Here is a 16,870-nt window from a genome sequence, read left to right on the forward strand (position 1 = left end):
GGACACGGCGGGAATCCGCGGGTAACACGCCGGTAACACCGCATTTCTAAGATACTTACATGTCGCCCAGGACGCAGGCCGACACTTGCGACTTGTTTGGCGACCGCTCGGTGAGTGCACCCCGAGCAGTTGCTAGCTTCCTGGTGGCGATCAAATCAAACTGACAATAGGAGACCAATTATGTTACCGCACACCATAATGAAAAGTTTTGCTTCAGAAAGGCGCCCCCTAGGGATGATCCTGCTGACCTTTTTCTCGATCGTTCTGATCTCGCTGCCGACCAACGGGGCGGTTGCGACAGAGTTACTTGAAAAGGCGATCTATACTGAAGAAACGGTTGGCGACTTGGAAAAAGCGATCGCCATCTATCAGAAAGTTCTTGCCGAAGGAAAGAAGTCCGCCGAAGCCGCAGCCGAAGCCCAGTATCGAATTGGCGTCTGTTATGAAAAGCAAGGCAAGAGCGAAGAAGCGGCCAAGGCCTTTCAGGCTGTCATTGATGACTTTCCAAGTGCCAAGGCGTGGGTCGCTAAGGCGAAGAGTCATCAGCCTGGCCAAATTGAATTGGTTCCCGTCCCGTGGGGCAATGGGGATGAGATGATCTACGAGATGAAGCTCCCCACGGGAATGGGCGTCGGGCACCAAGTATTCCGTGTTGCTGAGACCGAGCGAGAGGGAAAGACGTATTGGAAATGCTCCGCCTGGCAGACCGTGACGATAAACGGCATGTCCGGCAAGAGCCATGTCTTAGCAGATTACGCAACCTTTGCTCCTATCGAAAGCCGATGGAAACATACCTTGCTTGGAGACTCCAAAGCAAAGTACAGCGAAGGCAAAGTCGAGATCGATCTGATCAATAAAGAAGAGCCCGTAACGCTCGAGTTCGATGAGCCCGTCTACGATAACGAGCAAGCAGCTTTGGCATTCCGACGTTTGCCCCTTAAAGAGGGATATAAGACGACGATGGAGATTAGTGCCATCCTGACCGCTACGAGAATTCCGCTCGGTATGGAAGTCACTAAGGTGGAAACGATCAAGACACCTATGGGCGAGTTCGAATGCTTCAAATTGGAGCTGGATATTGCTCAAAATTTCTGGATCTCGAACGATGAGCATCGCTATATCGTTCGCTTCGAAGCTGGTGGTGTCGTTGCAGATTTGACAGAGGTTCGGCCCTATAAGCCGAATCAGGCGACCGAAGTGAAGCGACCTTACTTTTCAGTAACACTGCCGCCAGATTGGTATGCCTACACGCCTGAACAGCCAGACGATGATAGTCCTGAGACGACGCTGATTGATCCCACAGCTTCACTAAACTCGCGCATCGAAGCAGGGCCGTTGAACAATGTGAAAGACGATCATGATTCGACGGAAGCATGGCTTGAAGAATCGATCGAGAACTACCGAAAGCGGACGAAGGACTTCGCGGTCAGCAGCGAGGGAATCCAAAGTATCAAGGTCGGTGATCGCGAGGCGGTCTCGGCTGTTTTCGAGTACTCTGACGGGAGCAAGGCGAAGAAAGCTCGTCGTGTATGCCTATTCGGCGAGACCTCGGCGGTGAACTTGAGATTCACAAGCAATGCTGAGGACTTCGACCGCCTGCAGCCTGAGATCGAGAAGATACTTGCAAGTCTCAGGATCAAGTAAGGAATAAATATGTCCAACGACCGCCTCGCGTGGCCAATCCTGCTAATCCTATTGACGGTTCTCGTCCCGTCGCTGGGAGTGGTGTGGATGATGCGCGAGGCGGTTTCGAATGAAAGGCTCGCCGCAAGTCAAAGACTTCGGGAAGCGTACCAAGTGCAACTCGAGTCTGTCGTCAAAAATGTCGAGCAGGATTGGAGTGAACGACTCGCCGAAATCTCCAAGCTTGCGAGCAAAGGATCTCCCAGCTACGCGTTCAAAGAGATTGTCGAGAAGAAGTTCTGCGACAGCGTTCTGATTCGGGATCAAGAGGGCGTGCTGCTTTACCCTGATGAAAACCCGAGAGTCAACGAATCACCGAATGACTCCGATCCGCGTTGGTACCGTGCCCAACGCTTCGAGTATGTTGACAAAAACTACCGGGCGGCTCGGCAGGTGTATGCCGAGATCAGTCGAGATCACGAAGAGGTCCTGCAGCGCGTTACTGCCCAACTGGCTGAGGTTCGCTGTCTCCTGAAACTCAACGAGCGGGATGAGGCCGCTATAGTTCTAAAGTCGATTCGACAGCAAGAAAATGCGTTTGACCGACAAGGTCGGTCATTGGCCGCGGTCTCTGAATTGCGATTGCTGCAAATTCTTAATCGAGAGTCGGCAAGCTGGAAAGAGATTGCCAAGAAGCTTGAGCAGCGTCTCGGCAATTATCGAACGGTCTCGATGCCATCCTCGCAGAGACGCTTCCTGATGGCGGAGTTGCAGGCCCTTACTGACGAGCCGATCTACTGGCCAACCCAAGCTGCCGAAAAGTTGGCCGCAGAAGTCGCCGAGACACTCGGTGCCTCTCCTGGGGGCTCAAGATCTCTAAGCAAAACGAACCTTCCAGAGATTTGGAGTCAAACGTCGCAGGATAAACGCCTTGTACTGCTGATGAGTGAGGAGACCATTAGGCGAGAACTCGCCACATTCGCGAAGGGGCAATCGTTACCCGAGGGAGTTGAGTTCGTCGTTACCTCAGCCAAGGAACCTGATCAAGCTTTAGTGAGTATGCCCATTGGACAACGATTGGGTCCTTGGAGGGTGAGTCTCGTAGCGACTGAGGGTGATCTCTTCGAAAGGAATTCTCAGCAGCAGAAAGCTTTTCACGCATGGATCGCCCTGATTGTCATTGGGACGACCTGCGTCCTTGGGTGGCTACTGGCGGCAACCATTCGGCGTCGTCTGCAATTGGCACAATTAAAGAATGATTTGGTTGCAACCGTTTCCCACGAGTTGAAGACTCCACTGGCAGCCATTCGGCTGTTGGTTGATACGCTCTTGGAAGCGGAAGATCAGCCAGATCGAAGCACCGGGGACACGCGAACGCGCGAGTATCTGGAGTTGATCTCTAAAGAGAATTCCAGACTCACACGACTGATTGAGAATTTCCTCACGTTCAGCCGGATGGAACGCAACAAGCAGCGTTTCGATTTTCAGCCGATTGACCTGAGTGAAGCAACCAGAAAATCAGCCGAGGTCTTTGAAGAACATATCGGCGAGCTGTCATCTCCGTTGACGCTTCGGTTGGCTGGTCCGTTGATGGTCTCAGCAGATTTCGACGCGCTGGTGACGGTCGTCGTGAATCTGCTGGAGAACGCCTGGAAGTATAGCGAAGACGACAAAGAGATCGTCCTGGCAACCTCGACGGACGGGTCCAACGCAGTTGTCGCCGTTCGCGATCATGGAATTGGCCTCTCCGCACGCGACCAACGACGTATTTTCGACCGCTTTTATCAAGTTGATCAAAAAGTTTCGCGAACTCGCGAAGGCTGTGGCCTAGGCCTGAGCATTGTCCATGCGATCGTCGAAGCACATGGTGGCGAGGTTTCCGTCGAGAGTCAACTTGGCGAAGGCAGCACCTTTGAGGTTCGGCTGCCGCTGGTTGAAGTTAAGCAACAACAGGATGTCGCTAGCGAAGTAGCGGGGGCCATAACATGAGCACGACACAGCGGATCATGATTATCGAAGACGACGCGACCTTGCTGCGAGGGCTCACTGATAACTTCACCGATGCCGGCTTCGACGTTGACAGCGCGTCGGACGGAGCTGTCGGTCTCGCTCAGACGCTCGCCCAACCTCCTGACGTGATGTTGCTGGATATCATGCTCCCGAAGCTCAACGGCTACGAGATCTGTCAACGCGTTCGCAAAGAGAAACTCGACTTCCCGATCATCATGCTGACCGCCAAGGGCCAAGAGGAGGAGATCGTCCGCGGCTTGGAATTGGGTGCCGATGACTACGTCACGAAGCCGTTCGGAATCCGCGAATTACTAGCACGCGTAAACCGATTGGTTCGCCGCCAAGAAAGCGAGATGCCTGAGGGCGTAGAAATCGGTGACGCGGTTTTCAACCGAACTTCTCAGAAACTGACGCGAGAAGGCGTAGAAGTCCCTTTGACTCGCAAAGAATACTTGCTGCTGGAGTACTTCGTCTCTCAGAGTCATCGCGCGCTGACACGGCGCGACATCATGGACCGTGTTTGGGGCAGGGCAGTGATTGTCAGCGGGCGCAGCGTCGACCGCTGCGTTGCTACATTGCGCAGCAAGATCGAGCCGGAACCCAGTCGACCGCAATTCATCCACACGATTCGCGATGTTGGCTATCGGTTCGAGCTTGGTTGAAGAGTGAGTCGAAAAGATGGTAGGCGGCGTTGCTCGGTTGGGCATCGAGTAAAGTCTTTTACTCTTCTGCCGAGCATTCTGCCGAATCGGTTCCCTTATCGCCGCCGCCAGTGTATTTTGTATGCAATTGAGGCTCGTCTTTCGTAGAAGCCCGCCTCAACTCGCTCTCATCCGCGGCAGGGGATCACGTCATGAAGTTTGTCTCGTTTTTGTTCTTTGTTTCCCTGGCTCACTTCCTGTGGCAACCAGTCGAAGCTGTCGGTGAAGACCACTCGCAAGAAACTGCAGAAGCCTTTCCCTACGGTCTGGTTCCTGAGCAAAAACCAGACATCCCGTTGAGCAGGGCGATGAACCGTGTATACGAAGGTAGCTATGGCGGGCTGGACTGCGCCCGTAATGAGTTCTTCACGCGATTCAAGTACACTCCGCTGCAAGGTTTTGACTACCACGGCCATGATGGAACCGTCTCGAGGCGCGATGCCACGAAAGTAATTCGTGTGAACGGCAAGTACTACGTCTGGTACACGCATCGCCAAACGCCCACTCCGCCGGACTACGAGGGCGGTGCTGGGGAGACGATCCCTTCCCGCGATTGGGACCTGGCTGAGATATGGTATGCCACCAGCAAGGATGGATTCGTCTGGGAAGAGCAGGGCGTTGCCGTCGAGCGGATGGAGAAGCCCAATGCCGGCTGGCGATCGGTTTCGACTCCTGACATTCTTGTCTGGAAGGGGAAGTACTACTTGTATTATCAGGCCTATTTGATGATGCCCGGCAGTCGGACGTCGAGCGCTACTAACGGCGACGACTGCCCGGTTTCGGTTTCCGTGGCCGACTCGCCAGACGGACCTTGGACACCCTCGAACAAGATTGTCGTCCCCAACGGTCCGCCCGGTTCATGGGACCAGTACGTGATTCATGACCCTTATCCGTTGGTTTACAACGGAAAAATCTACCTCTACTACAAAGGCGAAATGGGGGGCCAGCCCCCGGTGCGAGCCCAAGGATTGGCAATCGCGGACGATCCTCTCGGGCCGTTCAAGAAGCATCCGTTGAACCCGGTTATCAACTCGGGACATGAAACCTCGCTCTTTCCATGGGGCAAGGGCTTGGCCGCGATCGTCAGCCGGCACGGGCTCGAACACAACACGATTCAATACGCACCAGACGGCGTGAACTTCGAGGTGAAGGCCATTACGGGCCTGATGCCGATCGCACCGGGTGCCCACGTGCCCGATGCCTTCACGAACACGGACGACGGTCGTGGCATCACTTGGGGATTGTGCCACTTTCGCAATCTTGGTCGTGAAGATGGCCGCAGCCACAGTATGCTCGCACGGTTTGATTGCGATCTGAGTCTCGACGTTCACGACCCAGAAATGAAAGAGAGCGATATCTTCGTCCAGCCGAAGATCTATTTCAATTTCGGACTGAGCGAGGAGCAAAGAAAACGTCTCGGGGCGCCGGCGGCGGATCCGAACTTCGTCATCCCCGAGTAGCAAACGTTTTGAGCTGACATCTATTCGTCGCTAGCCTGGCCGCTCAATTCTCAAAAAACCTTACTGGTATCCACTATGAAATTCTTCGCCAAGTATCTGGCCCTTTTATTCATCTTGCAGATGCAACTTACGTCAGCAGAAGAAGAGCCTTCAAGCGGTTTTCCGTTCGTCCTACCGAAAGAAAAACCTAACCGCCCCCTCAGCGCTGCAATGGAACGGAACTACACTGCCTACTCCGCTCCCCGGCCCGAGGACAACGAGTTGTACTCGCTCTTCAAATACACGCAACTCAAGGGTTTTGACTACAACAATCACGATGGCACCATCTCTCGGCGTGATCCTTCCAAGGTGATCTTCGCAAATGGCAGGTACTACGTTTGGTACACGCACCGCGAGACGCCAACTTCTCCCAAAGGTGCGAGGAACTCCACCGAAACGATTCCCTCTAGCGATTGGGATTTGGCGGATATCTGGTATGCGACAAGCAAGGACGGGTTTACGTGGGAAGAGCAAGGCGTCGCCGTGCCGCGTCCGCCGAAACCACAACCCGGTTGGCGTTCGGTTACAACAACCGACATCTTGGTTTGGAAAGGTAAGTACTATCTCTATTACCAAGCCTTCATGGAGGCCAGCGGCACTCGTGGCGACGATTGTCCGGTGGCCGTTTCGGTAGCTGGTTCACCCGACGGCCCTTGGACGCCGACCCACAAGATAGTGATCCCCAATGGGGCGGAGGGCGAATGGGATCAGTACTCGATCCACGACCCTTACCCGTTGGTTTACAAAGACAAGATCTACCTCTATTACAAGTCGGATTGCGATGGCGATCCGCGGCTCGTGCGGATGCAGGGGCTAGCGATCGCCGACGACCCGCTAGGCCCTTTCGAAAAACATCCGCTAAACCCCGTGATCAACTCTGGCCACGAAACGACCCTTTTTCCATTCAAGGAAGGCATCGCTGCCTTGGTGATCGGTGATGGCAACGAACACAACACGATTCAGTATGCAAAGAACGGCGTGAACTTCGAGATCGCCTCGATCGTGCAAATGATGCCTGGCGCCGCGGGGCCATTTGTCCCCGATGCCTTTACCAACACCAAAGATGGCCGTGGAATTACCTGGGGAATCTCACACTTTACCAATTACACAAATTGGAACCAAAACCACGCCATCCTCGCCCGCTTCGACTGCGACCTGAGCCTCGACCTAAACGACCCGGCGATGAAGCATCACCGGGCGTATCTCCGGCCTGAGCAGTATTTCAAGCAAGGGTTGAATCGAAAGCAGCGTGAGCGGATTGGCGGGGCGAATCGACTTTTGCAGAATTCGAAACCGTAAAGCATATGCGAGTTTAGCCCTATTGCCAATTCGTTGGGATGATCATTCAGTTGCAGCAGTTGCTACTTTCATGTTGGCAAAGTAGCGACTGTCGTTCACCCAATCGTCACGCGTGTAGGTTATCGTCGAGCTATCGGTCTCTTTGACTTCCAACTTTTGCAGACGGAAACCCATATCCGTGATCTCCGTAAATAGGAGGTGAGCAAGATTTTCGACAGTCGTCGGGTGCGAAAATCGCTTGAGCTTGAGCTTCTCGCCCGTCCTTAGCATATGTTGGGTCAATGTCTCATACAGCGGATCGTTAACGTGGATCATCATCCCGTGATCGTATTCACGCTTCAAGAAGGGCTCGATCTTCGCGTCGAAATCGCCGAACAGTGTTGTGAGTGCACCTGTCCGCTCGACCTCGAAATGGCAAGTTAATCCATAGCGGTGACCGTGCAAGTTGCTGCATTTGTCTTGTAGCTCTTCATTGCGATGCGCTGCATAAAATTTGTAACTTTTTTCGATGATCATCAGAGCGACCTCAGTAGTTGAGCAGAATGTGTGAGCGTGTTAGCCGAGAGACTTTCCGTTGATGAAGGACAGAAACTCGCTCCGACTTGATAGATTCGTCTTGAAAGTGCCACGCAATGCACTGGTTACCGTTGAGCTACCATGCTTCTTGATGCCGCGAATTGACATGCAGGAATGCTCTGCCTGCACCACGACACCTACGGCAGTGGTCTTGAGTTCCGACTCGATCATTTCGGCAATCGTTTGTGTCATTCTTTCTTGAACTTGGGGGCGGCGGGCGACCTCCTCGACAACGCGGGCTAATTTGCTGAGGCCTGTCACTTTACCTTCAGGAATGTATCCAACATGGGCGACGCCGGTGAAAGGCAACAGGTGATGCTCGCACATGCTCGTGAACGGGATGTCCCTCACGAGGACGAGCTCGTTATACTCCTCAGGAAACGTGACCTGAAGATGACGCGTGGGATCGAGGCGTAAGCCTTCAAACATCTCAGCATACATCTTGGCGACACGACGGGGAGTTTCTTCAAGTCCTGGTCGGTCGGGATCTTCGCCTACGGCTTTAAGAATTGTTCGAACGGCTGTCTTAATGGCGGCCAGGTCGACTGAATCCTTACGCGTAGTGTTTTGAGTCTTTCGAGAATGAGTGACTGGAACCGCGGTTCGGCTTGAGACAGACTGATCGGAATGGTCGTCGACGTCAATTAACTGGTTCATGTTTGCCTTGGGTTTGCAAGGGAGCAGTAGGGATGAGGAGGCAGAGTCCTCCTTGGACGAGGCCCTACCCGTATTGCAAGACGTTTGGTAACCCTTGGCGATTCGATTCTATTCGGACCCCATTAAGCCAGTAGCTGGCGATGACTGTAATAAAGATGTTATTTTGAGGATCGCCCTTTACCCGCCGACGATGTGGTTGCAGGTGGCCGATTTTCGATTTTCTGAGAAATTCCAACGATCTTGGTGTTTATCTGCCTATTTCTTCGGTTTCAACGCAGTTCAGAACCCTCAGATGGTCGGAAAGGAGAAGCCCATGTTTGGACTATTGAGCAGCAAAAAGAAACGACTGGAAAAGAAATACGCTCTTCTCTTAGATGAATCCTACAAACTTAGCCATAGGGATCGAAAAGCAAGTGATCTGAAAATGGCCGAAGCGAATCGAGTCTTGGAGCAGATCAAGGGTTTAGAAATGAGCTCGAATCAGAGCGACACGTAGCGCAATGCATCGGTTCGCGATGTTCTCTACAGGGTCGCAACCTTCGAGTCAGGGCGAAGAACCTCCCAGTAATGGGTGTTGCTTTTCTTCTATCATAGTCGCTGAAGCGTTACACATCGGTTATCCTCATGGCAAGATGTCTGTGTTGAGCTTTGGAAAGTCACCGACGCTGCACAAGATCTCCTACCGCATTGCATATTGCTTAACGAAACGCGTAATGTGCTCAGGGGCCTGCCATGAAGTTGAAAGATTGGTTTTCTAGGTACCAAGCATCCTTCTCCTACATTGGGCTGGTTTTTGCAGTCCTGTTTTTTGCTGCTTCGCTCTCGCCCTCGCTGTTGCCACGTAACTATATCGTGCAAGGCCTGCTTTCTGGTATTGAATTGGCAGTTGGCTACGGTGTTGGCTGTCTGTTCGTTTGGGTCTGGAAGTATCTGGAGCTTCCTGAGTTCGGAGGCAAAGCGACACTTGTCGGAAAGCGAGCTATCACAATTTTTGCGGCGGTTTTGGCGTCTGTTTCTCTCTGGCGGGCGACCATCTGGCAGAACTCGATTCGTACCCGGATGGAAATGGAACCACTCGAAAGTGCCTACCCGTTTACGGTGTTACTGATCGCTCTCGTCTTTGGGGCGCTGTTGGTTGGAGGCGCGCGCCTTTTCGGAAAGAGCTGTGCGTACGTTATCGAGAAGATCAACCGTGTCTTCCCACGCCGAGTGTCGAACGTTTTAGGCATTTCGCTTGTCTCGGCACTCGGGCTTTTATTTGTGAACGGAGTCTTGGCCAAGTCCGCGTTGAGCGTTGCTGATTCGGTTTTCTCTCGGATTGATGCGAAAGTCGATGCAGGCATTGAGCAGCCTGAACGCAACGTTCTATCAGGAAGCACCGATTCACTCATTCTTTGGAACACTATCGGCCGTCAAGGCAAGGATTTTATCTCGAAGGGGCCGACGCAGGAGCAGTTGAGCGATTTTTTGGGAAAGCCGGCTAAGCAACCTGTGCGGGTTTATGTTGGTCTCAGGTCGCGAGACACGCCCGAGGAACGCGCAGAGCTTGCCTTGGAAGAGTTAAAACGGGTCGGCGCTTTTGAGCGCTCTTTACTTGTTGTTGCGACCCCCACGGGAACGGGCTGGCTAGACCCTGGTGCCACAGACACGATCGAATATTTGCACGCGGGCGATACAGCCATCGTAAGTATGCAGTACTCCTATTTGCCGAGTTGGATCACGATCATGGTCGATCCGAATCGTTCACGGGTAGCTGCGCAAGTGCTGTTTGAAGAAGTGTACGAGCACTGGAAGAACCTACCCAAGGAGGCCCGCCCCAAGTTGTACCTGCATGGACTCAGCCTTGGTTCTCTCGGTTCAGAGACGTCAGGAGATTTGCTCACGACATTCGAAGACCCGATCCAAGGGGCACTTTGGAGCGGTCCACCATTCCCGAGCCGTGTGTGGTCTCAATTGACACGAGCTCGAGAGCCAAATTCTCCTGCATGGCTGCCCGTGTTCAGAGATGCTTCGGTTGTGAGATTCATAAATCAGAAGTCCAAGCCGGACCCGTCGAGTGAGTCTTGGAGTTCCATTCGCTGCATCTATATTCAGCACGCAAGTGACCCGATGATCTTCTTCTCGCCATCCTTGCTGTATCAGAAACCAGAATGGCTTGTGGGGGAACGAGGAGCGGACGTCTCACCCTATTTGGATTGGTACCCGATCATCACTTTCCTGCAAGTCGCCTGCGATCTTCCCATGGCGACCAGTGTGCCGATTGGCTACGGACACAACTACTCACCAAGCGAATATCTCGACGCTTGGATAGCCATTACTAATCCAAAAGATTGGGATGATGCGGATAGCGTACGCCTGAAGCAATTGCTTACGCCATAGTTTGTTGGGGCGTCTCGAATGCCTAGTCGCCTTGCAAGCCGGGTCTCAGCACTCGCACCACTGGTGTTTGATCCACTGCGATAATAGACTGAGCAATCCTCACACGAACTGTTAGTAGCGATGATTTTCGTTGCTAGCCTACCCTGACTTTCAGCTCGCTTACCCCATTTATGAGCAACTTCACGATTGAAAGCGAAGCTGGAATACTTGCGACGCTTGCTGGAATATGTGCTTTTTTCTTTTGGCTGGAACGAAGTACCAGGTGGCGGCTATTCAACTACTTGCCGCCATTGATTTTCATTTACTTGATTCCAGTCATCTTCTCTGCCACAAACGTTCTGCCGAACGACGCGCCAGTCTACGATGCCTTTAGTCGGTTGGTGCTGCCGATGATGCTGGTGCTTCTGATGCTGAAAGTCGATATTCGTGGAGCCGTTGAGACGCTGGGGCGTGGAGTCGCCGTGATGTTGTTCGGCACGTTGGGCGTCATGGTAGGGGCTCCGATAGGGCTGCTGGTCGTAAAGGGGTGGCTTGGGCCGGATGCTTGGAAAGCGTTTGGCGTTCTGTCAGGTAGTTGGATTGGTGGAACCGGAAATATGGCTGCGGTCAGCGAGATGATCGAGGCTGAGGGAGCTGCCGTCGGTCTCGCGGTGATTGGCGACTCCGTGATCTATCTCTTTTGGCTGCCGATCTTGCTCGCTTCAAAGAACTGGGCGAGCGTTTTCTCCCGTTGGGTCGGCGTCTCTGAAGAGTCGATGAATTCACTCCCGATGGCCAACGAGGTGGACGAGCATGCGGCGAGTCAAGCAACGCCCTCAACACCTGATTTCCTCACAATGCTGGCGGTCGCGTTTGCTGCCACATGGCTCGCTGACGTGATTTCTGGCGTGCTACCTACGGTCGAGCCATACTTGACGGCCTCGTCCTGGCGGGTGCTGCTGATAACAGCCATTGGGATTAGCCTTTCGCTGACCAACCTGCGGGACTTGCCAGCGAGTCATGAGTTGGCAATGGCCCTGGTTTATCTGTTTGTTGCTCGAATGGGTGCAAAGACCGATCTTTCAGCGGCTGCCGAGCAGGCGTTACCCTTTTTGCTGGGAGCGGCCATTTGGATTCTCATCCACGGGGGTTTCTGCCTGCTGGGGGCGAAACTCATGAAGGTCGACATTCACACGGCCGCCATCGCCAGTGCCGCGAATATCGGTGGGGCTGCGTCTGCGACGATCGTTGCATCACACCACGACGAGCGACTCGTGCCGACCAGTATTCTCATGGCACTGTTAGGCTATGCCGTTGGTAACTTCGCGGCCTACGGGACAGCGCTGATTTGCTCGTGGGTTGCGTGAGAGCTACCAAAGCCGCTTAGCGAATGCGAAGTTCTTGTCACGTACGGGTGCGTAATTGTCGTCTTCGGGATTAAAGCTGCTGATGGTGACGATTGGTACTTCGGCTTGCAGAAACTGATCGTCACCCAGGTAGATAGCTGTATGGCGAATTCGGCCGAGGGGCCCAAGAAAATAGAGCAGATCACCGCGCTGCAAACGCGAACGGTGCCAACGCGTAGCGACTAGTCGGCCTACGTAACACTGTTGATTCGAGTCGCGCGGCAGGTTGATTCCGATGGTTGCGTAGCAAATCTGTACGAGCCCTGAACAATCGATGCCCGCGGCCGTTTTGCCACCCCAATAGTATTTGACACCGAGCAGCTTTTCCCCGTTTTCGATTGCCCGGTCGATCTCTTCACGAGGTGGCTCATCAGTTTTGCAGATATTTTTGGGGAGCGTTACGGTCTTCCCATCAGGCAATTCGCATTCGACGCCTTCGTTCGTTTCACCTGTTCGCTTAAGTCTCGTGCCTGCGGAAAGTTCGAGCCCCGCGTCGACCGTGTAGTTTGAAGTGAGGATCACTCCAGGAGCCTGGACATAAGACTCGAATTGCGCTTGCGTCAGTTGCGTTACGGCAGTCTTGGGAATGTAGCCCAAATAGCCTTCAACGCTGTGTGCCAAGTAGTAGTCTCCCACGATTCGCAACAGATAGAGTGGCTCGCCGAGCAAGCAGGTCGTTCCAGCAGATTGATTCCTTTCGGGGCTGTCGTAGCTAATCGTGGAGGCGATCTTCACAAGGCCATAGTGCTTGCTGGCCAGATTCTCAGAGGGAAGAACTTCGACGCGGTTATCAATCTCGCCAAAGCCGAGCGTTTCGAGAAAAGACTGCAGCCCTTCGCGCGATTCCGCGAACTCGACGAAGCCGTCGAGGACTAAGCTACCCTCGTCCTGTATTTCCCCCGTTACCTCGAAAGCACAAACTCGCGAATCGTTGGCAAGTCGCGAACGATAAAAATCGATGTACTGAGCGACACGGCTGGCGTCCCCCTTGAGTGAAGGCTCGATCTCTTTAGCGAGTCGGACGACCCTGCCTGACGAAGCCGGCGGGGCCCCATCAGGCACGGTTTGGGCCGTTGCGGTGGCGTCGAGGGTTGTGGCGAGGAGGGCGTAGGAAAGCAGTGTTATCGAAGAACGCATTGTATTGACTAGTTTAGAACGATGGGATGCTTGTGTGGCCTTATTGTAGACTTTATTTGAGGGTGTTCCACACTCAATCACTGGCTTATCAGCTAGTGGCGGTCAACGATATGCCTATTCTCTAAAGTTGCACCAAGCAGTGGCACAAGAGTTTGACCTGCCGCTGCAACAGAGCTCACGTTCTGGCTCTTTACAAGGTCACGTACAACAAGAAGCTGCCAAACTGATCACATCTCAGTTCTCAGACTGTCAGGACAAACTTAAGGGTCTGTTGGCTGTTCCGAATCTCCTGGCATTGATCCCTGTGCTTTGGAGCATTGTTAGATGCAGGCTTGCCATGTCGACAGGGCGACGAGAGCGGATTTGGCTTCCTGCCTCAATTGTTCCTCCGCCACGCCCCGCAATAAGGGTTGGCAGGTCTTCATTGCCGTGGGTGTCGCCGTCACCGAGGCTGCTTCCGTAGACGATCAGACTATTGTCTAGCAATGTCCGTCCATCTGGTTCTTGGATCGACTTCAGTTTGGCTAGTAGGTAAGCGAGCTGACGGTGGTGCCAGCGATTCACCTTGGCATACATGGCACGTTTCTCTTTCGTTGAACGCCACCGTGTTTTGCCATCGTCGTCATCGGTTCGGCCTGAAGCGTCGCGGTAGTGAGAGAGTGCGTGCCACGTACCCTTCACGCCGTCGATGAAATTGAAGTAACGGTTAGATTGTCCATGGTCGAGCATAAACGTCACCACCCTTGTTGCGTCAGACTGCAGCGCCAAAACGATGAGGTCGAGCATCTGTCGGACGTATTCCTCGTGCTCCGCTGGAATTCCAGGGGCTGGCGGAGTAAACATGTCGGTAAGAGTTTGGTCAGCGGACATTTCGTGCGATCTGCGATTCGCGAATTCGATCCGCTTTTCGAGCGCACGAATTGATTGGAAGTACTCGTCAATTCGGTGCTGGTCTTGTCGACTCACCTGCTTGCGTAGTCGCCGTGCCTGATCGCGTACCTCATCAAGCACCCCGGCTGTGGTTGCTCCACCCGATGGTGGGCGGAACATGCGATCAAAAACCGCACGCGGCTCGACTTCGCGAGGGAGTGGTACCCCTTGTCGATTCCATGAAATCGCATTGCGAGGCAAGGAGTTGGAGAAGAAGCCTTGGCCTTGTAACGACAGTTCCAATGAAGGTAGTAGCGTCTGATCGCCGATCGCTTCCGCGGCGACTTGATCAACGGAGACCCCAGCGGCACGTGAGTGTTCCCCCACATATCCCTTGCCCGTTAGCCAGTTCGGCGGACCTTCCACGTGACCATCACCCTCAGGCATCCAGAGATTGGTGGGAATGGTCAAATCGTCCTTAAATGGCTCGAGTGGGCTCATCCAGCTGTTAAGTTCAAGCAACTTTCCATCGTGTCCCACTTTTTTGGGATGCCATGTCCCTTCGGCAACTCCGTTGGGAAAGTACAAATAAATCAACCGTCGTGGTGACGCTGAGACAGTGGGCTTGGCGAATGCAGGTGACAGTAGTTGATCAAGAAGAGGAAGGGACACCGCAGCACTGGCGGTCTTCAATATGAATCGACGACTGATCTCGACTTGGTTTCTCAAGGATTCGTTTGTCATGGCTTCGCTCTTTCTGTTTGTTGGTAGCGAAAGGGATAGCTGGTAACGACGCCTTCCAATAGCGACTGCATTCTCAAATCGTTCTCTTTGACATGCTCAATGATCTTGCGAATGGCCGGCTCGTCGTAGTACTCCACCGGTCGGCAGAGCGCGTATTCCAGCGTTCTGACGACCAAATTGCGGATTAGATCCTCGCGACGTTGGGTGAGCAAATACTCGTTCAATCCTTGGAGACCAGATACCTCATAGCCGTCGGCAAGCGTTGCGCGCGTCAAGCTCTCGCCATGCTCTCCACGATGTCGGCCAAAGGCACCATAGTCTTCAAGTGCTATTCCTAGAGGATCAATCGTCTGATGGCAGGTCGCACAACGCCGATCGTCAGCATGGCGGCGTAGTTTCTGAGCGAAAGTCAGTCGATCGTCTTCTTCGAGTTCTTCATCCAGTTCGGCGACTTCGAGTGGGGGAGGTGGGGGCGGAGTGCCGAGTAGGTTCTCGAGAATGTAAGCACCACGCTTGATGGGGCTTGTCTCGTCGTAATTTGAGGTGACGGCCAGCACACCCGCGTGACCTAGGATTCCACGGCGATCCTGATGAGCAAGACTTACGCGACGCAGGTCCTTCCCTTGAACGCCTTCGATCTCGTAGAGAGTATTCGCCAGTTCTTCGTTGACGAAAGTGTAATCGGCGTCGAGTAGCTCAGTCAGAGGCTGATTCTCACGGACGATCGACATGAACAGCATCATGGTCTCTTGCCGCATCGCATCCATGAGTGTATCAGTACACCAAGGCTCATCGATCGGGTCACGACGGATTTCGCGACCTACGAGCTGCGTTGACAACCATTGGCCAGTGAAAGACTCAAAGAAAGCTTCGACCTTCTTGTCCTGGATCATCCGCTGGAGTTGCTTCCGAACGTTATTCGACTCGCCAAGACGATTGCTGGCTGCGAGTTGAAGCAGCTCCTCGTCAGGCATGGAAGACCACAGAAAGTACGACAGACGACATGCCAACTCCCAGTCGGTGATCGGCGTCGCCTCTTGATGTTTCGTAGTCTTTTCGATTCGCATTAGAAAATTCGGGGAAATTAGAATGCTCGGCAATCCTTCTTTAACGGCAGCAAGAGGAGACAGTCCACCTGCTCTCGACTGCTCGTATTCGTCATGCAGGCGACGTAGGTCCAACTCGTCTGGCGGTCTTCGGAAGGCTCGCGTCATGAAACGCGTTAGAGCCTCTTTGGCTCGTGAATCCTCGAGAGTCGTTATGTCGCCTCCGCTGAAGAGTGCCTTCCGAGCTTTCGCATCAATCATCCGATCCTTCCTTAGCGGGATTGCAGCATCAACCACACGTTCTGCTGTGGCGATGTACCTCTCCATCAGTGACGTCTGCAAAGAGAGGTTGGCTGCAGCGTTGTCGAATCCGGTTTCCCCCTTCAACTCCCGTGGAAAAAGATCGGCAGGACGCAGGTCGACCCCAAGCAGATCGCGGAGTGTGTTGTTGTATTCCCGATGAGTAAGCCTGCGAACTGGCTCATAGCCTGGATGACGGACTTTGGAGTAATCAAACTGGTCGAGCTCTTGCGACACGAGTTCGACAAACCGTTTACGGTGGTGGCTGGTCGGCTGATCCGCTTCCTCGGGAGACATCGACCGTAACTCGACCAACTGGGAGATTCGTCGCCAAGTCTTGCCGTGGACAACGAGCGGATGCTGAGCAAGCAAGAGTTCCAGGTCAACATTTCCCTCAGCGTGATCGCTCGAGTGGCACTCCCAACAATAACGCTCAATAAAGGGACGCAACTTGTCTCCCGCAGAAGCAGCTTCGGTGGAAGCTACCGCGCAGGAAATTCCCGCCAGAGATGCAAGTAGAATTCGTGATCTTGCACGGAATCGTGAGGTGATATTCACAGTGACACCGGAATTATTGCGGAGAGTTTCTATGGCTAATGCAGAGCATCGCAAGGCGGAAGGGGGTGGCTACCTTGTGTGCGTAG

General features: G+C 53.6%; 13 protein-coding genes. 8 read left to right on the plus strand and 5 right to left on the minus strand.

Translation table 11 applies throughout. From position 1 onward, the window contains the following. Positions 1-198: 198 nt before the first annotated feature. The 5 genes from RIB44_06235 to RIB44_06255 all read left to right on the plus strand — a co-directional run bounded on the left by RIB44_06235 (position 199) and on the right by RIB44_06255 (position 7,132). Positions 199-1,644 carry a tetratricopeptide repeat protein gene (locus tag RIB44_06235; protein MEQ8616174.1) on the plus strand — a complete coding sequence of 482 codons (1,446 nt, stop codon included), beginning with the start codon at positions 199-201 and terminating at the stop codon, positions 1,642-1,644. A gap of 9 nt (positions 1,645-1,653) precedes the next feature. Further along, the gene (locus RIB44_06240) at positions 1,654-3,612 is read left to right on the plus strand and encodes a HAMP domain-containing sensor histidine kinase (GenBank protein ID MEQ8616175.1); all 1,959 of its coding nucleotides are present in this window, start codon (positions 1,654-1,656) and stop codon (positions 3,610-3,612) included. Further along, positions 3,609-4,295: a response regulator transcription factor gene (locus RIB44_06245; GenBank protein MEQ8616176.1), complete on the plus strand. Its 687-nt coding sequence runs from the start codon at positions 3,609-3,611 to the stop codon at positions 4,293-4,295. Before RIB44_06240 ends, RIB44_06245 begins: the two co-directional genes overlap by 4 nt. Before the next feature lie 191 nt (positions 4,296-4,486). Next, complete coding sequence (locus tag RIB44_06250) at positions 4,487-5,794, plus strand: family 43 glycosylhydrolase (protein MEQ8616177.1); 1,308 nt, start codon at positions 4,487-4,489, stop codon at positions 5,792-5,794. 120 nt (positions 5,795-5,914) lie between these two features. Further along, a complete protein-coding gene (locus RIB44_06255; protein MEQ8616178.1) occupies positions 5,915-7,132 on the plus strand; it encodes a glycoside hydrolase in 1,218 nt (405 codons plus the stop codon). Positions 7,133-7,174: 42 nt separating this feature from the next. Here the strand turns inward: RIB44_06255 and RIB44_06260 are convergent, their stop codons facing one another. Beyond that, positions 7,175-7,648, minus strand: a complete 474-nt coding sequence (locus tag RIB44_06260; protein ID MEQ8616179.1) for a 6-carboxytetrahydropterin synthase — start codon at positions 7,646-7,648, stop codon at positions 7,175-7,177. A gap of 39 nt (positions 7,649-7,687) precedes the next feature. Then, positions 7,688-8,365 carry a GTP cyclohydrolase I FolE gene (gene folE, locus RIB44_06265; GenBank protein MEQ8616180.1) on the minus strand — a complete coding sequence of 226 codons (678 nt, stop codon included), beginning with the start codon at positions 8,363-8,365 and terminating at the stop codon, positions 7,688-7,690. A 94-nt stretch (positions 8,366-8,459) separates the two neighbouring features. On the opposite strand from folE, the gene RIB44_06270 reads away from it, so the two are divergent. The 3 genes from RIB44_06270 (at position 8,460) to RIB44_06280 (ending at position 12,090) form a co-directional block, all read left to right on the plus strand. Then, the gene (locus tag RIB44_06270) at positions 8,460-8,861 is read left to right on the plus strand and encodes a Lacal_2735 family protein (GenBank protein ID MEQ8616181.1); all 402 of its coding nucleotides are present in this window, start codon (positions 8,460-8,462) and stop codon (positions 8,859-8,861) included. A 236-nt stretch (positions 8,862-9,097) separates the two neighbouring features. Continuing rightward, a complete protein-coding gene (locus RIB44_06275; protein ID MEQ8616182.1) occupies positions 9,098-10,744 on the plus strand; it encodes an alpha/beta-hydrolase family protein in 1,647 nt (548 codons plus the stop codon). Between the two features lie 170 nt (positions 10,745-10,914). Next, positions 10,915-12,090, plus strand: a complete 1,176-nt coding sequence (locus tag RIB44_06280) for a DUF819 family protein (protein MEQ8616183.1) — start codon at positions 10,915-10,917, stop codon at positions 12,088-12,090. A gap of 3 nt (positions 12,091-12,093) precedes the next feature. Here RIB44_06280 and RIB44_06285 read toward each other — a convergent pair whose 3' ends face one another. The 3 genes from RIB44_06285 to RIB44_06295 form a co-directional block, all read right to left on the minus strand. Continuing rightward, complete coding sequence (locus RIB44_06285; GenBank protein ID MEQ8616184.1) at positions 12,094-13,266, minus strand: C40 family peptidase; 1,173 nt, start codon at positions 13,264-13,266, stop codon at positions 12,094-12,096. Between the two features lie 249 nt (positions 13,267-13,515). After that, positions 13,516-14,880, minus strand: a complete 1,365-nt coding sequence (locus tag RIB44_06290; GenBank protein MEQ8616185.1) for a DUF1552 domain-containing protein — start codon at positions 14,878-14,880, stop codon at positions 13,516-13,518. Continuing rightward, a complete protein-coding gene (locus RIB44_06295) occupies positions 14,877-16,784 on the minus strand; it encodes a DUF1592 domain-containing protein (GenBank protein MEQ8616186.1) in 1,908 nt (635 codons plus the stop codon). The genes RIB44_06290 and RIB44_06295 overlap by 4 nt, the downstream gene beginning before the upstream one ends. Positions 16,785-16,870 lie beyond the last annotated feature (86 nt).

Source organism: Lacipirellulaceae bacterium (assembly GCA_040218535.1).
In the GTDB taxonomy this organism is placed as follows: Bacteria; Planctomycetota; Planctomycetia; order Pirellulales; family Lacipirellulaceae; genus Adhaeretor.